This is a genomic window from Streptomyces sp. NPDC041968, from assembly GCF_055589025.1.
Genome location: NZ_JBVJCB010000010.1, coordinates 196,659 through 219,733, shown reverse-complemented (window position 1 = coordinate 219,733; position 23,075 = coordinate 196,659). Strand labels below are relative to the sequence as shown.

19 protein-coding genes are annotated in these 23,075 nt (G+C 72.6%); 7 read left to right on the top strand and 12 right to left on the bottom strand.

All coding sequences use genetic code 11. The features are described 5' to 3' along the window. Positions 1–49: 49 nt before the first annotated feature. Positions 50–1,384 (top strand): geranylgeranyl reductase family protein, encoded by a 1,335-nt coding sequence (locus ACZ6EG_RS24720; protein ID WP_469607637.1) that lies wholly within the window; start codon positions 50–52, stop codon positions 1,382–1,384. Here the strand turns inward: ACZ6EG_RS24720 and ACZ6EG_RS24715 are convergent. Then, entirely contained in the window at positions 1,374–1,826 is a 453-nt protein-coding gene (locus ACZ6EG_RS24715) for a nitroreductase family deazaflavin-dependent oxidoreductase (RefSeq protein WP_469607633.1), read from the bottom strand. The two genes, ACZ6EG_RS24720 and ACZ6EG_RS24715, sit on opposite strands and share 11 nt — an antisense overlap. A 289-nt stretch (positions 1,827–2,115) precedes the next feature. Between ACZ6EG_RS24715 and ACZ6EG_RS24710 the strand changes: the two genes are divergently transcribed. Beyond that, positions 2,116–2,817, top strand: coding sequence for a TetR/AcrR family transcriptional regulator (locus ACZ6EG_RS24710; protein WP_469607630.1), 702 nt, complete (start codon positions 2,116–2,118; stop codon positions 2,815–2,817). A gap of 323 nt (positions 2,818–3,140) precedes the next feature. Here ACZ6EG_RS24710 and ACZ6EG_RS24705 read toward each other — a convergent pair whose 3' ends face one another. From ACZ6EG_RS24705 to ACZ6EG_RS24695, 3 genes are all read right to left on the bottom strand, one after another. Then, positions 3,141–3,425: a DUF6332 family protein gene (locus tag ACZ6EG_RS24705; RefSeq protein WP_391969276.1), complete on the bottom strand. Its 285-nt coding sequence runs from the start codon at positions 3,423–3,425 to the stop codon at positions 3,141–3,143. Between the two features lie 38 nt (positions 3,426–3,463). Continuing rightward, positions 3,464–4,204, bottom strand: a complete 741-nt coding sequence (locus tag ACZ6EG_RS24700) for a maleylpyruvate isomerase family mycothiol-dependent enzyme (protein ID WP_469607627.1) — start codon at positions 4,202–4,204, stop codon at positions 3,464–3,466. A gap of 165 nt (positions 4,205–4,369) precedes the next feature. Next, positions 4,370–5,542, bottom strand: coding sequence for an MFS transporter (locus ACZ6EG_RS24695; RefSeq protein WP_391969490.1), 1,173 nt, complete (start codon positions 5,540–5,542; stop codon positions 4,370–4,372). Positions 5,543–5,681: 139 nt separating this feature from the next. Between ACZ6EG_RS24695 and ACZ6EG_RS24690 the strand changes: the two genes are divergently transcribed. After that, positions 5,682–6,923 carry an ROK family protein gene (locus ACZ6EG_RS24690; protein WP_469607624.1) on the top strand — a complete coding sequence of 414 codons (1,242 nt, stop codon included), beginning with the start codon at positions 5,682–5,684 and terminating at the stop codon, positions 6,921–6,923. Positions 6,924–6,996: 73 nt separating this feature from the next. Here ACZ6EG_RS24690 and ACZ6EG_RS24685 read toward each other — a convergent pair whose 3' ends face one another. The 4 genes from ACZ6EG_RS24685 to ACZ6EG_RS24670 all read right to left on the bottom strand — a co-directional run bounded on the left by ACZ6EG_RS24685 (position 6,997) and on the right by ACZ6EG_RS24670 (position 11,538). After that, entirely contained in the window at positions 6,997–8,376 is a 1,380-nt protein-coding gene (locus ACZ6EG_RS24685; RefSeq protein WP_469607621.1) for a GH1 family beta-glucosidase, read from the bottom strand. Between the two features lie 76 nt (positions 8,377–8,452). Continuing rightward, positions 8,453–9,280, bottom strand: coding sequence for a carbohydrate ABC transporter permease (locus ACZ6EG_RS24680; protein WP_391969272.1), 828 nt, complete (start codon positions 9,278–9,280; stop codon positions 8,453–8,455). A gap of 5 nt (positions 9,281–9,285) precedes the next feature. After that, positions 9,286–10,239, bottom strand: a complete 954-nt coding sequence (locus ACZ6EG_RS24675) for a carbohydrate ABC transporter permease (RefSeq protein WP_391969271.1) — start codon at positions 10,237–10,239, stop codon at positions 9,286–9,288. Positions 10,240–10,251: 12 nt separating this feature from the next. Next, a complete protein-coding gene (locus tag ACZ6EG_RS24670) occupies positions 10,252–11,538 on the bottom strand; it encodes an ABC transporter substrate-binding protein (protein ID WP_469607617.1) in 1,287 nt (428 codons plus the stop codon). Positions 11,539–11,822: 284 nt separating this feature from the next. On the opposite strand from ACZ6EG_RS24670, the gene yicI reads away from it, so the two are divergent. Beyond that, a complete protein-coding gene (gene yicI / locus ACZ6EG_RS24665; protein ID WP_391969269.1) occupies positions 11,823–14,093 on the top strand; it encodes an alpha-xylosidase in 2,271 nt (756 codons plus the stop codon). A gap of 54 nt (positions 14,094–14,147) precedes the next feature. On the opposite strand, the gene ACZ6EG_RS24660 is transcribed toward yicI, so the two are convergent. Both ACZ6EG_RS24660 and ACZ6EG_RS24655 read right to left on the bottom strand, forming a co-directional pair. Next, positions 14,148–15,350, bottom strand: coding sequence for a cysteine desulfurase-like protein (locus ACZ6EG_RS24660; protein WP_391969268.1), 1,203 nt, complete (start codon positions 15,348–15,350; stop codon positions 14,148–14,150). A 284-nt stretch (positions 15,351–15,634) separates the two neighbouring features. Next, a complete protein-coding gene (locus tag ACZ6EG_RS24655) occupies positions 15,635–16,702 on the bottom strand; it encodes an ABC-2 transporter permease (RefSeq protein WP_391969489.1) in 1,068 nt (355 codons plus the stop codon). A 326-nt stretch (positions 16,703–17,028) separates the two neighbouring features. On the opposite strand from ACZ6EG_RS24655, the gene ACZ6EG_RS24650 reads away from it, so the two are divergent. The 3 genes from ACZ6EG_RS24650 to ACZ6EG_RS24640 all read left to right on the top strand — a co-directional run bounded on the left by ACZ6EG_RS24650 (position 17,029) and on the right by ACZ6EG_RS24640 (position 19,721). Then, positions 17,029–18,144: a Gfo/Idh/MocA family protein gene (locus ACZ6EG_RS24650; RefSeq protein WP_469607613.1), complete on the top strand. Its 1,116-nt coding sequence runs from the start codon at positions 17,029–17,031 to the stop codon at positions 18,142–18,144. Next, positions 18,141–19,070 (top strand): DUF6807 domain-containing protein, encoded by a 930-nt coding sequence (locus ACZ6EG_RS24645; RefSeq protein ID WP_469607609.1) that lies wholly within the window; start codon positions 18,141–18,143, stop codon positions 19,068–19,070. The genes ACZ6EG_RS24650 and ACZ6EG_RS24645 overlap by 4 nt, the downstream gene beginning before the upstream one ends. A 198-nt stretch (positions 19,071–19,268) precedes the next feature. Continuing rightward, positions 19,269–19,721, top strand: coding sequence for a phospholipase (locus tag ACZ6EG_RS24640; protein ID WP_356606746.1), 453 nt, complete (start codon positions 19,269–19,271; stop codon positions 19,719–19,721). Here the strand turns inward: ACZ6EG_RS24640 and ACZ6EG_RS24635 are convergent. Next, positions 19,694–20,428: a phosphatase PAP2 family protein gene (locus ACZ6EG_RS24635; RefSeq protein WP_469607606.1), complete on the bottom strand. Its 735-nt coding sequence runs from the start codon at positions 20,426–20,428 to the stop codon at positions 19,694–19,696. The two genes, ACZ6EG_RS24640 and ACZ6EG_RS24635, sit on opposite strands and share 28 nt — an antisense overlap. Positions 20,429–20,763: 335 nt before the next feature. Continuing rightward, the gene (locus ACZ6EG_RS24630; RefSeq protein WP_469607604.1) at positions 20,764–23,025 is read right to left on the bottom strand and encodes a heavy metal translocating P-type ATPase; all 2,262 of its coding nucleotides are present in this window, start codon (positions 23,023–23,025) and stop codon (positions 20,764–20,766) included. Between the last annotated feature and the right edge of the window lie 50 nt (positions 23,026–23,075).

Sequence of the window (23,075 nt, the reverse complement as noted above, 5' to 3'; positions counted from 1 at the left end):
ATGCGGGGGTCAGGTGCGGCATGCGGTTTGATCGGAGCAGTAGACCATCGTGAGCAGCGAGAACTCTTCGGCGGACGACGCGCGTCAGGTCTGGGACGTCGTCGTGGTGGGCGCGGGACCGGCGGGGGCCTCGGCCGCCTACGCGGCGGCGGTCGCGGGGCGGCGCGTGCTGTTGCTGGAGAAGGCGGAGCTGCCCCGCTACAAGACGTGCGGCGGCGGCATCATCGGTCCTTCGCGCGACACCCTGCCGCCCGGCTTCGAGTTGCCTTTCCGGGACCGTGTGCACGCGGTGACGTTCTCGAACAACGGGCGGTTCACCCGGACCCGGCGCTCCCGGCAGATGCTGTTCGGGCTGATCAACCGGCCCGAGTTCGACCAGCAACTCGTCGAGCACGCCCAGAAGGCGGGCGCCGAGCTGCGCACCGGGGCGACCGTCACACGGGTGGAGCAGCACGGGTCGGCGGTTCCGGACCGGCGCACGGTCGCCGTCGTCCTCCAGGGCGGCGAGACGGTCCTCGCGCGGGCGGTCGTCGGCGCCGACGGCAGCGCCAGCCGCATAGGGGCGCACGTCGGGGTGAAGCTCGACCAGGTCGACCTCGGCCTGGAGGCGGAGATCCCGGTGCCGGAGACCGTCGCCGAGGACTGGAAGGGGCGGGTGCTCATCGACTGGGGGCCGATGCCCGGCAGTTACGGCTGGGTCTTCCCCAAGGGCGACACGCTGACGGTCGGTGTCATCTCGGCGCGCGGCGAGGGCGCGGCGACCAAGCGGTACCTGGAGGACTTCGTCGGCCGGCTCGGCCTCGCCGGTTTCGAGCCGAGCATCTCCTCCGGTCACCTGACGCGCTGCCGTGCCGACGACTCGCCGCTGTCCCGAGGCCGGGTCCTGGTCTGCGGGGACGCGGCGGGGCTGCTGGAACCGTGGACGCGGGAGGGCATCTCGTTCGCGTTGCGCTCGGGGCGGCTCGCGGGGGAGTGGGCGGTGCGGATCTCCGAGGCGCACGACGCCGTGGACGCCCGGAAGCAGGCCCTGAACTACGCCTTCGCGATCAAGGCCGGGCTCGGCGTCGAGATGAGCGTGGGCAAGCGGATGCTGGCGGTGTTCGAGCGCCGGCCCGGGCTCTTCCACGCCGCCCTGACCGGATTCCGCCCGGCGTGGAAGGCGTTCAGGGACATCACGCAGGGCTCGACCTCGCTGGGCGAACTGGTCCGCGGCCACCCGCTGGCACAGCGGGCACTGGCGGCGATCGACCGGCGCCCCGCGGCCGCGGCGGAGTCCGCGGACTCCACGAGCGGTGCGGGCGGTGCGGATGCAGCGGGCGGTGCGGTGGCTCCGGGGCGCCGTCCGGATGCCGCGGGTGCCGCGGGCGACGAGGTCAACGGCTGACCTCTATCCGGAAGACCGGGTGGTCCGCGGCGGCCGCGGCGATCTCCTCGTCGGAGGACGTGGCGGTGACGCCCTGGATGTACTGGTTCACTTCCCAGCCCCACTTCTCCAGGTAGGTCCGCAGGATCGGGAGCTTCTCGGCGTCGGGAAGCTCCACCGCGGTGAAGGAGCGGATTTTGCGCCCGACGCGCAGTTCCCCGCCCCCGGCGACGCGCATGTTGCGGACCCACTGGGAGTGGCCGCGGGCGGATACGAGGTACTGCCCGTCGCCGTGAGTGTGCGGGTTCACCGGGACGCGCTGCATCTGTCCGCTCTTGCGGCCGCGGACGGACATCTCGGCGGCGCCGGCGAGGCTGAGACCGTGCCGGGCCAGCCAGCCGATGACGCTGTTGAAGCGGACGTTGGCCTTGCTGCCCTTGCGGTAGTACGTCGCTGACGACATCGGTGACCCCCAGGTCGTTTAGGTGCCGAGGGCTCACCTCGACGCCGAGAGCGTTGCTCTCTTTTGTGAGCACTGCTCTCTTCGTGCTTCTAGTGTGCGCTCGGTCGCCATGGAAAAGCAAGAGCGGCGCTCTCGTTTGTGTGCACCGCTCTTGATCGAGCGCGCTACTCTCGATCGTGCGCACCGCTCTCAACTGTGTGCACCGCTCCCAACCGTGCGCACCGCTCACGTTTGCGCACGGTGATCTCGTTTGTGTGCACTGCTCAGGCTCTGTGGAACACTGGACCGCATGAGCAGCACCGCACAGGGCGTTCGCGCCCGCGCCCGTATCGAGGTCACCGCCGCCATCAAGGACGAGGCGCGCGCACAGCTCGCGGCCGAGGGTGCCGCCAAGCTCTCGCTGCGGGCGGTGGCCCGTGAACTGGGCATGGCATCATCCGCCCTCTATCGCTACTTCCCCAGCCGCGACGATCTCCTGACCGCCCTCATCATCGACGCCTACAACTCGCTGGGCGAGGCCGCCGAGGCGGCACACGCCGCGGTGGCCGACGCCGGGCACACTCGCCGCTGGACCGCGGTGTGCGAGGCGGTGCGCACTTGGGCGCTGGCGCATCCGCACGAGTACGCGTTGATCTACGGTTCGCCGGTGCCCGGTTACAGCGCGCCGGCGGATACTGTTCCCGCAGCCTCCCGGGTGGCCTACGTGTTCATGGGCATCGTGCGCGACGCGCACCGGGGGGCGGGCCTGGCCAAGCCCCCGCTGCCCGCCGAACTGCGCCCCGAGGCCCACCGCATGGCCGCGGACCTCGCCCCCGACCTTCCACCGGAGACGGTGACGGCGTTCGTGGCGGCCTGGGCCGAGCTGTTCGGGCTGGTCGGCTTCGAGGTGTTCGGGCAGTTCAACCGGGTCGTGGAGGACCGGGAGACGTTCTTCCGCCACGCGGCGGAGCGGCTGGCCCACGCCGTGGGGCTGGTCTTCCCGTCGGGTTGAGGAAGGCCCCGCACCGGCAGTGGAGGCGCAGGACCGGACGGGGGACGGAGGACGGGAGTGGGGGAGGCGGACACGGGGCGGCAACGAGACGTACTTCGCCGGGAGAGCACGTTCGTGGTCACCACGCGCGGGTGACGGCTTCCGGGTACGGGTTTTGGGTACGGGCGACCCTGCCGATCGAGGTGGAGGCTGCCCATCACACGACCCTCGCCGACGACGCGACCTCAGCGCAGAGCGCGACCCCGCCCACACCACGAGCCCGGCGAGGTCGTCCTCGACACGCTTCGCGGCGTGGGGGGCCGGGCGCAACGGGTCGCTCCGGCCTACGAGTCGGGACTGGTGCGGCCGGGCCGGCCGGGCCGGCTCCCCCGGCCGAACCGGACGAGCACGCTCACCACGCGGGCCAGGAACACCGCGACGGCCAGCACCGTGCCCATGCCGACGAGCAGCCCCCGGGCACCCGGGGGCGGGTCGAAGAGGTGCGCCGGTCCCGCCACGGCTCCGTACAGCACTGCCGCCGCGAACACCGCGCTGCACAGCGCGTATCCGATCTCCACGGTGATCGCGTCCCGTTCGCCCTGTGTACGTTGTCCCCCTTGGGTGTCCATGCGGACAAGTATCACGGTCGCTCGCGTCTTCGGCGGGCTCAGTTCCAGGTGACGCCCGACCTCTCGCGCCACAGTGCGGCGAGGGAGACGTCGCCCATCACCTCCGGAAAGGGGCCGCGGTTCCACAGGGCGGGGTAGAGCAGCGCGGCGGGTCCGGTCAGTTCGCAGTCGGCGTCCCCGGTGTCGCCGCGCTCCGTGAGCGGTGGCCGCGTCGACAGCCGGACGGTCCACACGGCACCGGGCGAGTCCGTCGCCCGCACCCGCAGCGTCCGCGGTGCCTCGGTGCGGACGGCGCTCTTGGGGCGGGCGTGGAAGGCGCTCAGCAACTCGTCGATGCCGTCCACCGCCAGCTCCACGCCCACCGGGGTGGGGTCGCCGCCCGTGGCCGACTCGGCGTCGATGCGGTGCACGGTCGTCTCGTGCGCCTGCCGCCGGGCCCAGAACGCCAGGGGCGACGGCGCGGGCAGGAAGTGCCAGCAGTCCACGTCGGGCGAGGCACCGGCGAGGGTGTCGACGAGCCGCCCGTGCCCTTCCCGGAACCAGGCCACAAGCGCGCCGCCGTCGAGGTCGGGCAGGCCGCCGTCGCGCCGCGGGCCGGTGTGGCCCTCGGCGACGAACGCTGTCGCCCAGCGGTGCACCATGCCCGTGTGCCGGAGCAGGTCCCGCACCTGCCAGCCGGGGCAGGTCGGCACCTTGGCGTCGGGGCCGGCGAGTTCGGCGGAGGCGGCCAGCAAGTCGCCCTCGCGGTGCAGGACTTCGACGAACGCGGTGGTCTCCATGACGGTGAGTGTGCCGGATGGAGTGACCTCGAAGGGAGACCGCCGGACCGGGTGATCGAGAAGCCCGGGACACGGTCGCCCCCGCTCAGGCGAGGGGACGCGGTCGCCCCCGCTCGGCGAGGGGGCGCCGGCGCTCTCTCGGACTGAGGGGACGCGGGCGCCCCCTCAGTCCGGCACCCCCGCACGCCGGGTGGCGACGGCCACCAGCACCGCCACCGCCGCGAGCGCCGCCACGCTGGTGAGCGCGGTCGGCAGGGAGAACCAGTCGGCCATGAAACCGATGGCGGGCGGCCCGAGCAGCATGCCGCTGTAACCGAGGGTGGACGCGGTCGCGACGCCGGTGGGGCCGCCCAGCGCGCCCGCCCGTTCCACCGCTACGGGGAAGATGTTGGCGAGCCCGAGTCCGGTGATCGCGAAGCCGAACAGCGCGGCCCACACGGAGGGGGCGAGCGAGCCGAGGAGCATGCCGGCCACGGCGGTCGTCCCGCCCGCCACCACCGTCGTGGTGCGGCCGAGTCGCTCCAGCAGCGTTGTGCCGGTCAGCCGGCCCACGGTCATGGCGAGCGCGAAGCAGGAGTAGCCGGCCGCCGCCATGCCCGGCGACGCGTCGAGGTCCTGCTCCAGGTGCAGGGCACCCCAGTCGGCCATGGCGCCCTCGCCGTAGGCCGTGCAGAGGGCGATCAGGCCGAAGGTGATGACGAGGCGGCGGGTACGGCCGTCCAGCCGGCGTGGGGCGCCGTCGTCCTCGGCCTTGCGGTCCGGCGGCACGGCGGGTGCGCAACGCAGCAGGGCACGGCCCGCGAACAGGGTGACGAGCAGGCCGATCGCAGTGAGACCGAGCAGGTGCCGCAGCGGGGACAACGACCCGGCGACAAGTCCGCCGAGCCCGGCGCCGACCATGCCGCCGAGGCTGAAGGCCGCGTGGAAGCTCGGCATGATCGGACGCCGCAGCACCGCCACCAGGTCGACGGCGGCGCTGTTGAAGGCGACGTTGATCCCGCCGTAGGCGCTGCCGAACACCAGCAGGACGGCGCCGAGGGCCAGGGCGGAGTGGGTGAGCGGGGGCAGGGCGATGCTGAGGCAGAGCAGGACCGCGCACGCGACGGTGACGGGGTGGCTGCCGTAGCGGCGGCACAGCCGCCCGGTGAGGGTCATGGTGACGACGGCACCCGCGGAGACGCCGAGCAGCGCCAGCCCCAGGGCGCTGGCCGAGGCGCCGGTCTGCTCCTTGATGGCGGGAATCCGTACGACCCAGCCGGCGAAGACGAAGCCGTCGAGGGCGAAGAAGGCGGTCAGGGCGATACGGAGGCGGGTGAGGTCGTCGCGGGGACCCGGCACGGCGTTGTGCGATCGGGCTTTGTTTATTTGCGGCACAAAAGCAGGCTATGGGCGGGGACGGGACGACGGCAAGGGGCGTCACCGACCCGCCGACGGGGGCGCGGCCCCGCGCCGGGTGTCGCATACGCTCGACACCACCATGAAGAACAACCTCACCCCCCTGGGCCCGAAGGCCGACAAGGCCTCGGTCAGACGGCACAACCTCAGCCTGGTACTGAGAGCCGTGCACGACGCGGGGGAGGTGACCCGGGCAGGGGTCGCCACGCATGTCGGGCTCACCCGCGCGGCGGTGTCGTCCCTGGTCGAGCAGTTGCTGGAGTACGGCTTCGTCTCCGAATGGGGCAAGACCAGCAGTGGTCAGGCGGGTCGGCCCGGCACCGTCCTGAAGGTGTCCCGGTCGGGTCCCGCGGGTCTCGGGGTCGAGGTCAACATCGACTACATCGCCGTGTGCGTCGTCGACCTGGCCGGGACCGACCGGGTGCGGCTCGTGGAGCACTTCGACAACCGCGGGGCGCAGCCCGCCGACGTACTGGCCCGCGCGGCGCGGCTGGCGGCGCGCGCCATCGGCTCGGCGGCCGAGCAGGACCTGGCGCCGGTCGGCGCCCATGTGGCGCTGCCCGGTCTGGTCACCGGCGGCATCGTGCGCCAGGCTCCCAACCTCGGCTGGCAGCGGGTCGCCGTGGAGGGTCTCTTCGCCCACGCCCTGCTCGCGCTGCGCCCCGCCCAGCGCCCGCTGCCGGTGAGTTCCGACAACGAGGCCAACGCCGCCGCCCTCGCCGAACTGTGGTTCGGCGCGGGCACCGAGGGCGTGCGCAGCTTCCTGTACCTGACCGGTGAGATCGGTGTCGGCGGCGCGCTGGTGCTCCGGGGTGAGTTGCTGCGCGGTGCGCACGGGTTCGCCGGAGAGATCGGGCACATGGTCGTCGACCCGGACGGGCCGCTGTGCCGGTGCGGGGCCCGCGGCTGCCTGGAGCAGTACGCCGGACAGGCCGCGCTGCTGAAGGCCGCGGGCCTCGACGCCGACGCCGGCGTGCAGGGCGTCGCCGAACTCGAACGCCGCGCCCGGCGGGGCGACCCGGCCGCGCTGGCGGCGATCGAGGGGGCCGGACGCCGACTGGGCGTCGTGGTGTCCGGCGCGGTGAACCTCTTCGACCCCGACGCGGTGATGCTCGGCGGTGTCTACCGCGAACTGATGGACTGGCTCGCGCCCGCCGTCGACCGGGAACTCGCGCTCCGGGTCGTGTCCGGGCTGTGGACCGAGGACGGGAAGCGGCTGCGGGCCTCCTCGTCCCTGGGCGACGCGGCCCGGGGCGCGGCCGGCGTGATCGTGCGTGAGGTGCTGGCCGATCCGGCGGCGTACGCGGAGCGCGAGGCGGACTGACGCGGGGGCGTACGCGCTGCGCGGGGCGAACCGACGCGGGGGCCGTCCGGTGGCCCCCGCGCGGTACGTCACGTCATCCGCGGTTGGCGGCGATCATCTCCCGGTACCAGCGGTAGCTGTCCTTCGGCGTGCGCTCCTGGGTGTCGTAGTCGACCCGGACGATGCCGAAGCGCTTGTCGTAGCCGTACGCCCACTCGAAGTTGTCCAGCAGCGACCACACGTAGTACCCGCGCACGTCCACGCCCGCGTCCATCGCCGCCCGCAGCGCGCGGAGGTGGTCGCGCAGGTAGGCGACGCGGTCGGCGTCGTGCACCGCGCCGTCGGCCGCGGGCGCGTCGTCCTCCGCCGAGCCGTTCTCCGTGATGTGGATCGGCGGCAGCGCGTCGCCGTACTGCTTCTTCAGGCGCACCAGCAGTTCGGTGAAGCTGTCCGGGACGACCGGCCAGCCCATCGCCGTCTCCCGGACGCCGGGCAGTCGTACCTCCTCGTAGCGGTTGTCGGTCGCCACCCGCCGCGCCGGGTCGCTCTCGCGGTGCGGGGCGTCGGCGACCACGATCGGGCGGTAGTAGTTGACGCCGAGGAAGTCCAGCGGCCGGGAGATCAGCTCCAGGTCGCCGTCGAGCCGGAAGTCCGCGCCGGTGATCAGCTCGCCCCAGGTCTCCTCCTCGGTGGCCGGGTAGCGGCCCGCCAGGATGGGCTCGGTCCACACCAGGTTGTGCTGGGTGTCGGCGCGGACCACGGCCGCCAGGTCGGCGGGGGAGTCGGTGGCCGGCAGGTTGCGGTCCAGGTTGAGCGTGATGCCGACCTCGCGCACCCCGGCCCCGCGCAGTGCCCCCACGGCCAGACCGTGCCCGACCAGCAGGTGGTGCGCGGCGGCCAGCGCTCCGCGGCCCTCCTTGGCACCGGGGGCGTGCCGGCCGATGGAGTAGCCGAGGAAGGAACTGCACCACGGCTCGTTGAGGGTGATCCAGCGCGGCACCCGGTCGCCCAGGTGCTCCGCGACCACGGCGGTGTACTCGGCGAACCGCTCCGCCGTCTCCCGCACCCGCCAGCCGCCCCGGTCCTCCAGGGCCTGCGGCAGGTCCCAGTGGTAGAGGGTGGCGGCGGGTTCGATGCCCGCCGCGAGCAGTTCGTCCACCAGGCGGGAGTAGAAGTCCAGGCCCTTCCGGTTCACCGCCCCCGAACCCTCCGGCACGATGCGCGGCCAGGCGATCGAGAAGCGGTAGGAGTCCACGCCCAGGTCGTGCAGCAGCGCCACGTCCTCCCGGTAGCGGTGGTAGTGGTCGCAGGCCACGTCGCCGGTGTCACCGTTCGCCACCAGGCCGGGCGTGTGACTGTAGGTGTCCCAGATCGACGGACCGCGGCCGTCCTCCCGTGCCGCGCCCTCGATCTGGTACGAGGCGGTCGCGGCGCCGAGCACGAAGCCGGGCGGGAAGCTGGGGTACTCACTCATGCTGTGCGGCTCATCTCCATGTGAACGGGCTGTACGGGGTGAACGAGGTGTACGGCGTGTACGGCGTGTACGAGGGTCACTTGACCGAACCGCCGGTGATCCCGGCGGCGATGTACTTCTGGGCGAGGACGAGCAGGATCGCCGCGGGCACCGCGGAGAGCACGGAGGCGGCCATCACCGAGCCCCAGTCACCGACGTGCGCGCCGATGTACTGGTAGATACCCAGCGTGATGGGCTTCACCTCGTCGGTCGTGTTCAGGGTGAGCGCGAACATGAAGTCGCTCCACGAGAACAGGAACGCGAACAGCCCGGACGTGATCAGCGAGTTGCGGCTCATCGGCAGCACGACCCGGGTGAACGTCCGCACCGGCCCGGCACCGTCGATCTGCGCGGCCTCGATCACCTCGCCCGGGATCGACACCATGAAGGAGCGCATCAGCACGATGGAGAACGGGATGCCCAGCGAGGCGTCCGCCAGCATCAGGCCGAAGTAGGAGTTGACCAGGCCCAGGTCGACGTACGAGCTGTAGAGCGCGTTGGCGATCACGATGCCCGGCACCATCTGGGTGATCAGCGTGCCGAACACGATCGTGCGCGAGCCGCGCAGCCCGAACCGCGCCAGCCCGTACGCCGCCGGCGCCGAGATCGCCAGGCAGATGGCGACCGCGCCGAGCGAGACGGCCAGCGAGGTCAGCAGGTGCCCTCCCTGGTCGCTGACGGCCTTGGAGAAGCCGGACAGGTCCAGGCTGCCCGGCACCGGGTCGACCTCGAGCAGCCCCGACTCGGGCTGGAGCGCGGTGTTGAGCATCCAGTACAGCGGGAACAGCATCACGCCGAGGACGAGAACGCCGGCGACGGTGGAACCCCAGCGGCGCCGGGAGGCGGTGGGCGTGTGGGCGGCCATGGACGTCACTTCCCCTCGGTGCGGTTGGCCCGCAGGTAGAACACCGCGAACACGGCGGAGATCAGGATGAGTACGTTGCCGACGACGGCGCCGGCGCCGAAGTCGAGCTGCACGAACGAGTTCTGGTACGTGAGCGTGCCCAGCGTCTGGGTGGCGTCGGCCGGGCCGCCGTCGGTCAGGGCGAGGATCAGGTCGAGGATCTTGACCGTCGACATGAAGCCGAGCACGAGCACGACCGTGATGACGGGCTTGAGCACCGGCAGGGTGACCGAGCGGAAGGTCCGCCACGCCGAGGCGCCGTCCAGTGCCGCCGCCTCGTGCAGCTCCTTCGGGATCTCCTGGAGGCCGCCGTACAGGATCACCATGTTGAACGGGATGCCGATCCAGATGTTGACCAGGATCACGGAGAGCAACGCCATCTCGGGGCTGGTCAGCCAGGGCGTGCTCCCGCCGATGCCGAGGGTGTCCAGGAAGGAGTTCAGCACACCCGTGTCCTGGTCGAGGATGCGCCGCCAGACGATGCCGGACACCACCATGGGCACCAGCCACGGCAGCAGGATCAGCGAGCGCAGCACGCCGTTCAGCGGGAAGCGGCGGCTGAAGAACACCGCGAGTGCCATCCCGATGCAGAACTGCCCGAGCAGCGAGCCCGCGGTGAAGACGAGGGTGTGCCACAGCGCCTTGCCGAACAGGGCGTCCTGGAACACGTTGGACCAGTTGTCGGCGCCGTTGAAGGGCGCCTCGCCGGTGAAGAAGGTCTCCGGCGTGTAGTGCTGGAAGCTCATCACCACGTTGCGGACGAGCGGGTAGCCGAAGAACAGCAGCATGAAGACGACGGCGGGGGCGACGAACCCCCACTGGGCGAGCCGGCGCCGGCGTGCGGCGCGGGCGGGGTCCGGCGCGGCGGCCGGCGCGGACGCCTTCGCGGGCGTCTGTGCGGTGACGGTGGACGTGGTCATGGGGCGCGTACCTCAGTTCCCGCTCGTGGCCCGCTGCTGGGCGCGCTTCAGGGCGGTCTCACTGGACTGGCCGGTCAGGGCGGACTGGAAGGCGCTCTGCAGGGCGAGCGAGACGCTCGACCAGCCGGCGCCGAGCTGCGCCGTCCGGGAGCGGGCGACGGCCACCTGGTCGGCAAGGGAGTCCAGTTCCGGCACCCGCTCGCGCCAGACCTCGGCGGCCTCGGCGTTGGCCGGGACCATCCAGCTGTTGAGCGCGTAGGTCAGCTGCTCCTTCTCGCTGGACAGACAGGCGACGATCTTCCCGGCGGTCTTCTCGCGCGCCGCGTCACCGGTGTTCGGGACGGTGAGCACGGCGCCGCCCAGCGGGCCCACCGAGTCCTCGCCGGCCTCGGGCACGGGGATGGGGGCGATGCCCCAGCGCAGCGACTTCTGGGCGTTGAGGGTCTCCACCTGCCACGGCCCGTTGATCATCATCGCCGCGTTGCCGGCCATGAACTGGTCGTTGACGTCCGCCTGCGTCCAGTTGACCGTCGACTTCGACAGCGAACGGTCCTTCAGCAGGTCCTTCCAGTAGTCGAGGGCCTCGACCACCTGCGGGCTGTCGAGATCGGTCTCGTCACCGCCGTTGGACCACATGAACGGCGTGAACTGGAAGACCCCGTCCTCCGCGCCGCCCGCGCTCAGCGCCAGGCCGTACTGCTTGCCCCGGGTGAGCTGCTTCGCCGTCTCGCGCAGCTCGGCCCAGGTGGCGGGGACCTCCACACCCGCCTCGTCGAGGACGTCCTTGTTGTAGAACAGCGCCAGGGTGTTCACCGACCGGGCCGCGCCGTAGTACGTGCCCTCGTACGAGCCGAAGTCGACGATGCCCGCGGGGATGTCGTCGGTGCTCAGCCCCAGGGACCTCAGGTCGACCAGCCCGCCCGCGTCGGCGAAGGTCGGCATCTCGGAGGCGTCGAACTGCACGACGTCGGGGAGCGACTTGGACGACGCCATCCGCAGGGCCTTGGTCATCACCTGCGCGGCCGGCACGCTCTGCTGCTCGATGGTGACGCCCAGCCGCTCCCCGCACCGGGCCATCGCCTCCGCGTCCCAGCGGTGGTAGGACTCGTCGGTCGAGGAGTTCAGCACGGTGTACACATCGGCGTCGCGCTGCTGTCCGCAGCCGGTGAGCGCCACCCCGGCGACCAGCACGGAGACGGCGGCGAACGGGGCGACGACGCGGCGTGAGGGTCCTCGCCCGCGGTGCCTGGCGGCAGGAGGGTGTGCTGTCAAGGCGAGCGAAGTGAAGCGCTTCGACATGGTGCGGCCCTTGCTGTCGTACCGTCCGGCTTCCCTGCCGGACCGTTTTGTTTGATGGGATGACTAATACGTCAAGGACCTGCTGTCGCGCTAGAGGAAAGTGGCCCCGGTCTCTCCGCTCCGTGGGGTGAGGGACCTGTTCTTGTCGGTGATCCTGCCTGATCAGAACGGTGAGGTCGGTGCACAGGGCTCGGCTGGCGGTTTTGTTTTGTGTACGATCAAAATGCTGTGAGACGGCCCCCGTGCTCCCCATCCGACACCTCCCGCCCCACCCGAGGAAGATCATGAAGTTCACCGACGGCTTCTGGCTCATCCGTGAGGGCGTGCATCTCTCGTACGCGACCGAGGTACGCGATGTGCGCCCCGAATCGAAGCGCTTCACCGCCCATGCCGCCGTGAAGAAGGTGACGCGGAGGGGGGACACGCTCAACGCGCCGCTCCTCACGGTCGAGTGTTTCTCTCCCGCCGAGGGCGTCATCGGCGTCCGCGTCACCCACCACGCCGGCAAGCGCCGTCCGGGCCCCGACTTCGCCCTCGCGGGCGCGGCGGACGGTGCCGGGACGGTGCGCGAGGACGGCACGGTCACCGAGCTGACCAGCGGCCCGCTCACCCTCCGTCTGGACCGCGAGGGCCCCTTCGGCCTCGTCTTCCACGACGCGGACGGCCGCGAACTGACCCGTGCGAACGCCAAGGGCACCGCGTTCGCCACCACCGGCGACGGCGCCCACCACATGCTGAGCCGGCTCGCCCTCGGCGTCGGCGAGCAGGTCTACGGCCTCGGCGAGCGCTTCACCCCGTTCGTGAAGAACGGCCAGGTCGTCGACATGTGGCAGGCCGACGGCGGTACCAGCAGCGAGCAGGCCTACAAGAACATCCCGTTCTACCTCTCCTCCCGGGGCTACGGCGTCTTCGTCAACCACCCCGGTGCCGTCTCCTTCGAGATCGGCTCCGAGTCCGTCGGCCAGGTGCAGTTCAGCGTCGAGGACCAGACGCTGGAGTACTACGTCGTCGCCGGCCCCACGCCGAAGGACGTCCTCGCCCGCTACACCGCCCTCACCGGCCGTCCCGCCCTGCCGCCCGCCTGGTCCTTCGGCCTCTGGCTCACCACGTCCTTCACCACCTCCTACGACGAGGAGACGGTGACGAAGTTCGTCGACGGCATGGCCGAGCGGGGCATCCCGCTGACCGTCTTCCACTTCGACTGCTTCTGGATGCGCGAGTACCAGTGGTGCGACTTCCGGTGGGACCCGGACGTCTTCCCGGACCCGGACGGCATGCTCGCCCGGCTCAAGGCCAAGGGCCTGAAGGTCAGCGTCTGGATCAACCCCTACATCGCCCAGAAGTCCCCCCTCTTCGAGGAGGCCGCCGCCCTCGGACACCTGGTGCGCCGGCCGGACGGCGACGTCTGGCAGTGGGACCTGTGGCAGGCCGGGATGGGACTGGTCGACTTCACCAGCCCCGCGGCCCGCGACTGGTTCGCCGGAAAGCTCAAGCCGCTGCTCGACCAGGGCGTGGACTGCTTCAAGACCGACTTCGGCGAGCGGATCCCGACCGACGTCGTCTGGCACGACGGCTCCGACCCCGAGCGGATGCACAACTACTACACCCACCTCTTCAACCGCACCGTCTTCGAACTCCTGGAGAAGGAGCGCGGACAGGGCGAGGCCGTCCTCTTCGCCCGCTCCGCGACCGCGGGCGGCCAGCAGTACCCGGTCCACTGGGGCGGCGACTGCTGGTCGTCGTTCGAGGCGATGTCCGAGTCGCTCCGGGGCGGCCTGTCCCTGTCGCTGAGCGGCTTCGGCTTCTGGAGCCACGACATCGGCGGCTTCGAGGGGACGCCCGACCCGGCCGTCTTCAAGCGCTGGCTCGCCTTCGGCCTGCTCTCCTCGCACAGCCGGCTGCACGGCTCCTCGTCGTACCGGGTGCCGTGGGAGTTCGGCGAGGAGGCGGTCGACGTCGCCCGCCGCTTCACCCTCCTCAAGCACCGCCTGATGCCCTACCTCTACGGCGTCGCCGCCGAGGCCCACCGCACCGGCGTGCCGATGATGCGGCCGATGGTCCTGGAGTACCCGCACGACCCGGGCTGCCGGACGCTGGACCGCCAGTACATGCTCGGCCCCGACCTCCTGGTCGCCCCGGTCTTCACCGAGGACGGAGAGGTCGAGGTCTACCTCCCCGAAGGGACCTGGACGCACCTGCTGTCCGGCGAGCGCGTCACCGGCCCGGCCTGGCGCACCGAGCGCCACGGCTACGACAGCCTGCCGCTGTACGTCCGCGAGGGTGCCGTCCTGCCCCTGGCCTCCGACGACCGGCGCCCCGACGGGGACTGGCTGGACGAGCCGACGCTGCTGGTCCACCCGCCCGCCTCGCCCGGCTACACCGCCGAGGTCACCGTGCCCGACCTGCTGGGCACACCGGCCGCGACCTTCCGGGTCCGGCGGGACGGCGACGCCCTGCGGGTCACCGCGAACGGCACCGAGCGGTCCTTCACCGTGCGGGTCGCGGGCGGGGCGAGTGTGCGGGGCAGCGGGGAGGTCGCGGTGCCGCTGGTGTGAGGCCGGGCGGCGGAGCGGCACGTGGAGGGCGTGTCGCTCCGCCGCACGCGCACCTCAGCGCCGCAGGGCGCCCAGCGCCGTCAGGAGCCGGTCGACGTCCTCCGCGCTGCTGTACGGCGCGAGCCCGACCCGTACGCCGCCCGCGTCACCGAGACCCAGCCGGCGTGCCGCCTCCACCGCGTAGAAGGAACCGGCGGGCGCGTCGACCGCCGCCTCGGCGAGCTGCCGGTACACGTCGGCCGGGCGCAGCCCCGCCACGGTGAACAGCAGGGTCGGCGTGCGCCGGGCCGCGCGCGAGAACACGGTGATCCCGCCGAGGTCCGCGAGTCCTCGCTCGATCCGTTCGCGCAGCGCGTCCTCGTAGGACTCCAGCGCCGCGAAGGAGGCCACCAGGCGGTCCCGGCGGGAGCCCCGGGCCCGCGGGTCGAGTTCCGCGAGGAAGTCCACCGCGGCCCGCGCCCCGGCCAGCGACTCGTAGGGCAGCGTGCCCAGCTCGAACCGTTCGGGCACGGTGTCGGCGGACGGCAGCAGCTTGTCCGGGCGCAGCGACTCCAGCAGCTCCGCCCGGCCGGTGAGCACGCCCAGGTGCGGCCCGAGGAACTTGTACGGCGAGCAGACCAGTGTGTCCGCGCCGATCGCCGCCAGGTCCACCACGGCGTGCGAGGCGTAGTGCACCGCGTCGACGTGGAAGAGCGCCCCGGCCGCGTGCGCGAGGGAGGAGAGGGCCGGCAGGTCGGGCATGGTCCCGATCAGGTTGGACGCGGCGGTGACCGCGACCAGCCTGGTGCGCGGGCCGAGCACCGCCTCGACGTGCTCGGGCCGCAGCTCGCCCGTGGCCGGGTCGAAGTCCGCCCACCGCACGGTCGCCCCGGCCGCCTCCGCCGCCTGCACCCAGGGCCGGATGTTGGAGTCGTGGTCGAGCCGGGTGACCACCACCTCGTCGCCCGGCGCCCAGCGCTTGGCCAGCGCCCGGGACAGGTCGTAGACGAGCTGGGTGGCGCTGCGCCCGAAGACCACCGTGCCCGGCGTGGTGCCCAGGAGGTCGGCCAGGGCGGAGCGGGCCTCGGTGACGATCCGGTCCGCGTTGCGTTCGCCCTCGGTGTTCCGGCCCCGGTTGGCGAGCGGGAGGGTCAGCGCCGCCGCGATCGCGTCGATCACCGGCTGCGGCGTCTGCGTGCCGCCCGGCGCGTCGAACCGCGCGGTACCGGACTTCAGGGCGGGCACGTGCGCGCGGATCGCGGCGACGTCGAGGGCCATGGCTCAACTCCAGGGACACGGGGGCCGGGCGGGTGGGGAAGGCGGGGCGGGCGGTGCGGTCCTTCGGACCCGGGGCGGCGGGTACGTCGTGCGGCTGGGCCGCGTCCCGGGCCGTACCCGCGACTCCGGGCACATGATCGTAGCCCCGTCGGGTCGGCGACAGGGGCGGGCGGGACGTCGTCGGCCCGGCACCGCGAAGGGGCGGCGGCCACGCCCGGCCTCCCCGGACCGTGGCACGGACCCCGGTCGGCGGTCTCCGCGTGTGCGGAGCCCCCCGACGGCCTTCAGGAGGCGGTGGCCTCCGGCGTCGGCTCCGGCGACTCCTTGTCCCGCCCGCCGGGATGGCGGTGCCGCCAGGTCCAGAAGACCGCGCAGGACAGCAACGCCCATCCGCCCAGCACCAGGAAGGGGAAGGCGTGCTGGTGGCCCTGGAAGTACACCGCCGTGTGCTGCGCGTTGACCGAGGCACCGGGCGGCAGCCACTGGCCGATCGTCCCCAGCGGGGACGGCAGCAGCGGCCAGGACACCGCGCCGCCGGACGACGGGTTGCCGAGCAGCACCATCAGGCCCCAGGTCGGCAGCATCGCCCAGCGCCCGAAGAGGGTGTTGAACATGGTGAAGACCATGCCGGAGGCGAACAGGGTGAGCGCGAGGATCAGCCACGACTCGACGAACGGCAGGTCGAGCGCGTCCAGCAGCCAGTCCACCGTCGCGGCGATGGCGAACCCGCCGAGCAGCGCGTAGGCCGCCGTGAAGAGGATGCGTTCGAACGGGGTCAGTGAGCGCGCGTGCACGCTGAGCTGGATGGCCCCGACGAAGCCGATGATCACGGCGGCCAGGGAGATGTAGAAGATCGCCAGTCCGCGCGGGTCGCCCTCCTGCAAGGGGTTGACCTCCCGGACGGTGACCCGCACACCCGTCTGCCGCCCTACGGCCGGCGCGGTCTCGGCGAGCACCTCGGCGACCGAGGCACCCGAGGCGCTGGACAGGTCCAGCACGGCGGTCCGTCCGTCACCGCGGAACTCGAAGAGCCCGAAGACCTCCTGGTCCTGGATCGCCTCGCGGGCCTCGGCCGCGCCGGCGTAGGCGTGCACCTTGACCGAGGCGTTGAGCGCCTTCTCCAGACCGTCCAGGAACGCCCGTCCCCGGGGCTCCTCGTAGGAGCCGACCACGGCCGTGGGGATCGAGCGCGGCGTCGGATCCGCCATCGAGTACGTGTACGAACCCGCGAAGAGACCCGCCGCGGCGGCGAGGATGAGCACCAGCACGGTGGCCGGCCAGAACGGGGACCGCCGGAAGGTGGACCACCGCTGCCCGCGCGTCGGAGGCTGGGCATGGGCGCCGTGGGACATGTGGGGCATGCCCCGGACGTTTCCACAGCCGCGGTGAAAGGGCATCAAGAGCGCCCTCGCCCGGGGGTGCACGGAGCGTGACGTCTTCCCCCGGCGACGCGGTGGAGGCAGCACAGGAAGGGGTCAGGCCGCGGACCACCGGCCGACGGAGCCGGCCCCGGCTGTACCGGAAGGGCGCGTCGGCCGGGAGTTCGGCACCGTCGGGCATTCCCCCCGGGGGGTTGTCCAGCCGCTCGCCCTCCGCCTAGGGTCTGGCGAGGAGAAAGCGCTTTCTAGTCGGGAGCCTGCCTGTCGTGCACCGGTGTCCGATGTCCGAGGAGGACCGCATGTCCCCACGTCCCGCCCGCTACCGTGTCGCCGTGGTGGGCACCGGTGCCGTCGTCACCGGCGGCCACCTGCCCGCCCTCCGCGCCCACGCCGACCGCGTGGAACTGGTGGCCGCCGTGGACGTGGACGGGGCCCGGCTCGACGCCTTCCGGGCCCAGGCCGGCGGGGACGTCGCCGGGTACACCTCGATGGGTGCCATGCTGGACGCCGTACGCCCCGACCTCGTCCTCGTCGGCACACCGCCGTCCCTGCACCGGGAGCAGACGGTGGCCGCCCTGAAGGCGGGCGCCTGGGTGCTGTGCGAGAAGCCGCTGTGTCTCTCGCTCGCCGAGTACGACGACATCGCGGCGGCCGAGGAGGTGTCCGGCGCGTACGCCTCCGTCGTCTTCCAGCACCGGTACGGCTCCGGCGCCGCGCACGCCCGTGACCTGATCGCGCGCGGTGAACTGGGCGCGCCGCTGGTCGCGCACTGCCAGACGACCTGGCACCGCGACGCCGCCTACTACGCCGCGCCGTGGCGTGGACGCTGGGCCAGTGAGGGCGGCGGTCCGACGATGGGTCACGGCATCCACCAGTACGACCTGTTGCTGCACCTGCTCGGCCCCTGGGCGGAGGTGCGGGCGATGGCCTCGCGCCTGGTCCACGACACCGAGAGCGAGGACGTGTCCACGGCGTTGGTGCGCTTCGCGAACGGCGCCCTGGCGACCGTCGTCAACAGCGTGCTCTCGCCCGACGAGGTGAGTCGCGTCCGCATCGACTGCGCCGACGCGACGGTCGAGCTGACCCACCTGTACGGCCATCGCAACGACGACTGGACCTACACCCCCGCCCGGCACGTCGACCCCGAACGCGCCGCTGCCTGGCACACCCCGCCGGCGGACGTGCCCAGTTCGCACACCGGGCAGCTCGGTGCCGTGCTCGACGCCCGGGACGCGGGGGCGAGACCGCCCGGCAGCGGCCCCGACGCCCGCGCCACGCTGGAGTTCGCCGCGGCCCTGTACAAGGCGGCGTTCACCGGGCGCCCGGTGCTCGCGGGTGAGATCACCCCCGGCGACCCCTTCCATGCGGCCATGCACGGCGGCCACCCGGGCTGGGCGCCCGAGGAGCGCGCATGAGCACCTTGAGCGTCACCCACGTCCACGGCGACCACGTCGCGGTCACCGCGGCGAACGGCACCGAGATCCTCCGCTACGTCTACCGCCCCGACCCGGAGGCCTTCGAGTCCCGCAAGCCCTACGCCCACCCGGTGCGCACCCTCGCCGGGCGGACGGTGACCGGATACCGCCCCAGCGACCACCGCTGGCACAAGGGCCTGCAGATGACCGCCAGTCACCTTTCCGGGCAGAACTTCTGGGGCGGCAACTCCTACGTCCACGGCGAGGGTTACCGGCCGCTGCCCGAGCGGATCGGCTCGATGCGCCACGACGGCTTCCCCGGTCTCGTCGTCGAGGACGACCGGTTCGCCCTCACCGAGCACCTGACCTGGATCGAGAACGGCGGCACCGAGTGGGCCCGCGAGGAGCGGGTCCTGACCCTCCACTCGGTCGACACGACGGCCGGTGCCTGGGCCCTCGACTGGTCGCTGCGACTCACCAACATCCGAGCCGAACCGCTGGTGTTCGGCTCCCCGACCGCCGCGGGCCGCGAGCTGGCCGGCTACACCGGACTCCAGTGGCGCGGTCCCCGCGACTTCACCGGCGGCACCGCCTTCGCTCCCGGCGGCGAAGTGGGCGCCGCCGAGCTGATGGGGACCCGGGGCGCCTGGCTCGCCTTCACCGCCGAGCACGACGAGGTCGACGCACACTCCACCGTCGTCTTCGCGCACGCGCCCGAGAACCTCGACGAGAAACGGGCGATCCACCCCTCGCACTGGTTCGTGCGCGCCGAGCCGATCCCGTCCGTGGCCTTCTCCTGGGCCTTCTTCGAGGAGTTCGAGCTGCCGGCGGGCGCGTCCTTCGCCTACCGGTACCGCATCGTGGTCGCCGACGGTGCCTGGGACCGGGAGCGGGTCGGGGCGCACCTGGAAGGACTGCCGTGGTGAGCGGACGCCCTCGTGCGCACGCCGTCCGCGCCCGGTGCGGTCGCCCGTCGGTGAACGTTCACGTCCTCATCCCGCCGGGGGTTTCAGAGTTAACGGTTCATTAGGGCGGCGGAGGTGTGAAGGGGTGGGTGAAGTGCGCATCATCTTGACATGAACCTGCGGCCCGAGGGGCGGGTCGCAGCCTCATGGAGGTGTGGGATGCACCGCAGACTCGCCACCGGACTCGCCGCCTCGGCCATGGCCGTGACCACCGTCTTCGCCACCGCCGCGACCGCCGAAGCCGCTCCCGCCGACAAATCGCAGGTCCTCGCGAGCTGGACCCAGACCAGCGCGTCGAGCTACAACACCTGGACCGCCGCGCGGGCGAACCAGTCCGCCTGGGCCGCCTACGGCTTCGACTGGACGACCGACTACTGCTCCTCCTCGCCGGACAACCCGTTCGGCTTCCCCTTCAGCACCTCCTGCGCGCGGCACGACTTCGGATACCGCAACTACAAGGCCGCGGGCACCTTCAGCGCCAACAAGTCCCGTCTCGACAACGCCTTCTACGAGGATCTCAAGCGTGTCTGCGCCGGGTACGGCGGTGCCACCAAGACCGCCTGCAACAGCACGGCATGGACGTACTACCAGGCCGTGAAGGCCTTCGGCTGACGCGCCGTCACCGGACCCGTCACACGGAGTCCGGGTGAGGACCGGGCCGGCGCCGCCGAGCGGAGCGGCCGCAGGCCCGGCACCTCGGCGGCGGCCGCCACCGCGAGCGCCGCGGCCGCGCCGGCGACGCCCAGGACTGCGCCCGCGGCCACGTCCGCGGGATAGTGCACACCGGTGTGGACCCGGGCGTAGCCGACGGCGCCCGCGAGTACTCCGAGGGGGACGGCGGCCTCGGGCATGACCACGCCGACCGAGGTGGCGAACGCGACCGCCGCGGCCGTGTGCCCGGACGGGAACGACGCCGACGCGGGCATGGGCACATGCCGGTCGACCGTCACCCGCGCCGCCTCCCGGTCCGGCCGTGCCCTGCGTACCAGTCGTTTGCCCAGCAGGTTCGCGCAGGCCGACGCGACGGTCAGGGCACCCAGCCCGACCAGGGCGGCCCGGCGCTGCCGCGCCCCGCCCAGGGCGAGCGCGCCCGCGATCCCGAGCGACACCTTGGAACGGTCGGCGGCACGGGACAGCCGGCGCAGCCAACGGTCGAGCGTGGGCGTCGAGGTGGCGGCCACCGCCGCGTACAGCGCGCCGTCCACGGCCCGCAGTTCACCGAGCACGGCGGTGAGGTCCCAGTGACGGGAACGACGCGGCCCGGGGGCCGGCCCGGGCGCACCGCCCGTGTCGCCGTCTGCGGCGGTCGGTTCGCTCATGGGTCCTGCTCCGCGGGTCGAGGGGGTCTGCGGCACACCCGGCGGGGCGGTGGGGCCGTCGGCGCACCAGCCTGGCCGGTCCGCGGGCGCGGGGCGCGTCGGCGGGGTCCGTCAGGGGGACGGCCGGCGGGGCGACCGGCCGACCGGTGAGGGTCGGCCGGTGGCTGGGTGGCTGGGTGGCTGGGTGGAGGGGGGTGCTGGACAGCCGGTTGTGGTCGGGCGTATTCCGAAGGCTCGGCCCGCTCGGGGCTGCGCGGCTCGCTCGGAGCCGCTCGGAGTCGCTCGGAGCTGCTCGGGATGGCTCGGTCCGCTCGCCCGGACCGGTGCGAGACGGGTCAGTTCGCGGCCTTGAAGCTCCGCAGGCGCAGGCTGTTGCCCACGACGAAGACCGAGGAGAACGCCATCGCCGCGCCGGCGATCATCGGGTTGAGGAGACCGGCCGCGGCGAGCGGCAGGGCGGCGATGTTGTAGGCGAAGGCCCAGAACAGGTTGGACCTGATGGTGCCGAGGGTCCTGCGGGCCAGCCGGATGGCGTCGGCGGCGGCCCGCAGGTCGCCCCGGACGAGGGTGAGGTCACCGGCCTCGATGGCGGCGTCGGTGCCGGTGCCCATGGCCAGTCCCAGGTCGGCCTGGGCGAGGGCTGCGGCGTCGTTGACCCCGTCGCCGACCATGGCCACGGAACGGCCCTCGCCCTGCAGCCGCTTGACGACGTCGACCTTGTCCTGCGGCATGACCTCGGCGATGACGTGGTCCGCGTCGATGCCGACCTCGCGGGCGACGGAGTGCGCCACGGCACGGTTGTCGCCGGTCAGCAGCACCGGCGTCAGACCGAGGGCACGCAGCCCGGCGATCGCCTCGGAACTGGTCTCCTTCACCGTGTCGGCGACCTCCAGCACCGCCCGTACCTCGCCGTCCCAGGCGACCGCGATCGCGGTCCGGCCGGCGCTCTCCGCCTCGGCCTTGGCCCGTGCCAGGCCCGCCGGAAGCTCCATGGCCCACTCCGCGAGCAACTGTTCGCGCCCCACGAGGACGGCGTGGCCGTCGACCACGCCCTGCACGCCCAGCCCCGGCACGTTGGCGAAGTCCTCGGGGGCGGGCAGCGCACCCACCCGTGCCCGTGCTGCGTCGGCGACGGCCCGGGCGACCGGGTGCTCGGAGGCGTGCTCCAGCGCGCCGGCCAGGCGCAGCGCGTCGTCCTCCCGCGTGTCGCCCGCGGTGTGCACGGCGAGCAGGGTCATGCGGCCGGTGGTGACGGTGCCGGTCTTGTCGAGGACGACGGTGTCGACCTGGCGGGTGGACTCCAGCACCTCGGGCCCCTTGATGAGGATGCCGAGCTGGGCACCGCGTCCGGTGCCGACCATCAGCGCGGTCGGGGTGGCCAGGCCGAGGGCGCAGGGGCAGGCGATGATCAGGACCGCCACGGCGGCGGTGAAGGCGGCCGTCAGTCCGGAGCCGTTGCCGATCCAGAAGCCGAGGGTGGCCAGCGCGAGGGCGATGACGACGGGCACGAAGACACCGGAGACGCGGTCGGCCAGCCGCTGGGCGGCGGCCTTGCCGTTCTGCGCGTCCTCCACCAGCTTCGCCATCCGCGCCAACTGGGTGTCGGCGCCGACCCGCGTCGCCTCGACCACCAGCCGACCGCCCGCGTTCACGGTCGCACCGGTGACCGCGTCACCGACGCCGGCCTCGACCGGCACCGACTCACCGGTGAGCATGGACGCGTCGATGGCCGAGGTGCCCTCGGCGACCGTTCCGTCCGTCGCGATCTTCTCGCCGGGACGGACCAGGAAGCGGTCCCCGACCTTCAGCTCGGCGACCGGGATCTGCTCCTCGCGGCCGTCGCGCAGGACCGTGACGTCCTTGGCGCCCAGCTCCAGCAGCGCCCTCAGCGCGGCCCCCGCCTTGCGCTTGGAGCGGGCCTCGAAGTAGCGGCCGGCCAGGATGAAGGCGGTGACTCCGGCGGCGGCCTCCAGGTAGATGTTCCCGGCGCCGTCGGTGCGGGCGATGGTCAGCTCGAAGGGGTGGGTCATGCCGGGGGTGCCGGCGGTGCCGAGGAACAGGGCCCACAGCGACCACAGGAACGCCGCGGACGTGCCGACCGAGACCAGCGTGTCCATGGTCGCCGCGCCGTGCCGGGCGTTGGTGACGGCGGCCTTGTGGAAGGGCCATGCGGCGTAGGTCACCACGGGCGCCGCCAGGGTCAGCGACAGCCACTGCCAGTACTCGAACTGCAACGCCGGCACCATCGCCATCGCGATGACCGGGACGGTCAGCACCACGGCGGTGGCCAGCCGCTCCCGCAGCGGCCGCAGCTCGTCGACGGCCTCGGCGGGCTCCGTGCCGGACTCGGACGCGGTGCGCGCCGGCTCCGGCTCGCGGGCCGTGTAACCGGTCGCCTCGACCGTGGCGATCAGCTCGGGGACGGACACGTCGGCGCCGTAGCTGACCCTGGCCTTCTCGGTCGCGTAGTTGACGGTGGCGGTGACCCCGTCCATCCGGTTGAGCTTCTTCTCGATCCGGGCCGCGCACGAGGCGCAGGTCATGCCGCCGATGGCGAGTTCCACCTCGGCCGGTGCGCTGGTCGTACTGGTCGTCATGGCAGCTCCTGGTGCGGGGGCGTCGGCCGCGACCCGGTGCGCGGGTCCCG

Bases quoted from the DNA above. Each gene is read 5' to 3' on its own strand.
- ACZ6EG_RS24655 (WP_391969489.1), bottom strand. From the start codon at position 16,702: ATGTCCCACGGCGCCCATGCCCAGCCTCCGACGCGCGGGCAGCGGTGG.
- ACZ6EG_RS24670 (WP_469607617.1), bottom strand. From the start codon at position 11,538: ATGTCGAAGCGCTTCACTTCGCTCGCCTTGACAGCACACCCTCCTGCC.
- ACZ6EG_RS24630 (WP_469607604.1), bottom strand. From the start codon at position 23,025: ATGACGACCAGTACGACCAGCGCACCGGCCGAGGTGGAACTCGCCATC.
- ACZ6EG_RS24705 (WP_391969276.1), bottom strand. From the start codon at position 3,425: ATGGACACCCAAGGGGGACAACGTACACAGGGCGAACGGGACGCGATC.
- ACZ6EG_RS24680 (WP_391969272.1), bottom strand. From the start codon at position 9,280: ATGGCCGCCCACACGCCCACCGCCTCCCGGCGCCGCTGGGGTTCCACC.
- ACZ6EG_RS24650 (WP_469607613.1), top strand. From the start codon at position 17,029: ATGTCCCCACGTCCCGCCCGCTACCGTGTCGCCGTGGTGGGCACCGGT.
- ACZ6EG_RS24710 (WP_469607630.1), top strand. From the start codon at position 2,116: ATGAGCAGCACCGCACAGGGCGTTCGCGCCCGCGCCCGTATCGAGGTC.
- ACZ6EG_RS24645 (WP_469607609.1), top strand. From the start codon at position 18,141: ATGAGCACCTTGAGCGTCACCCACGTCCACGGCGACCACGTCGCGGTC.
- ACZ6EG_RS24635 (WP_469607606.1), bottom strand. From the start codon at position 20,428: ATGAGCGAACCGACCGCCGCAGACGGCGACACGGGCGGTGCGCCCGGG.
- ACZ6EG_RS24685 (WP_469607621.1), bottom strand. From the start codon at position 8,376: ATGAGTGAGTACCCCAGCTTCCCGCCCGGCTTCGTGCTCGGCGCCGCG.
- ACZ6EG_RS24690 (WP_469607624.1), top strand. From the start codon at position 5,682: ATGAAGAACAACCTCACCCCCCTGGGCCCGAAGGCCGACAAGGCCTCG.
- ACZ6EG_RS24715 (WP_469607633.1), bottom strand. From the start codon at position 1,826: ATGTCGTCAGCGACGTACTACCGCAAGGGCAGCAAGGCCAACGTCCGC.
- ACZ6EG_RS24640 (WP_356606746.1), top strand. From the start codon at position 19,269: ATGCACCGCAGACTCGCCACCGGACTCGCCGCCTCGGCCATGGCCGTG.
- ACZ6EG_RS24700 (WP_469607627.1), bottom strand. From the start codon at position 4,204: ATGGAGACCACCGCGTTCGTCGAAGTCCTGCACCGCGAGGGCGACTTG.
- ACZ6EG_RS24660 (WP_391969268.1), bottom strand. From the start codon at position 15,350: ATGGCCCTCGACGTCGCCGCGATCCGCGCGCACGTGCCCGCCCTGAAG.
- ACZ6EG_RS24675 (WP_391969271.1), bottom strand. From the start codon at position 10,239: ATGACCACGTCCACCGTCACCGCACAGACGCCCGCGAAGGCGTCCGCG.
- yicI (WP_391969269.1), top strand. From the start codon at position 11,823: ATGAAGTTCACCGACGGCTTCTGGCTCATCCGTGAGGGCGTGCATCTC.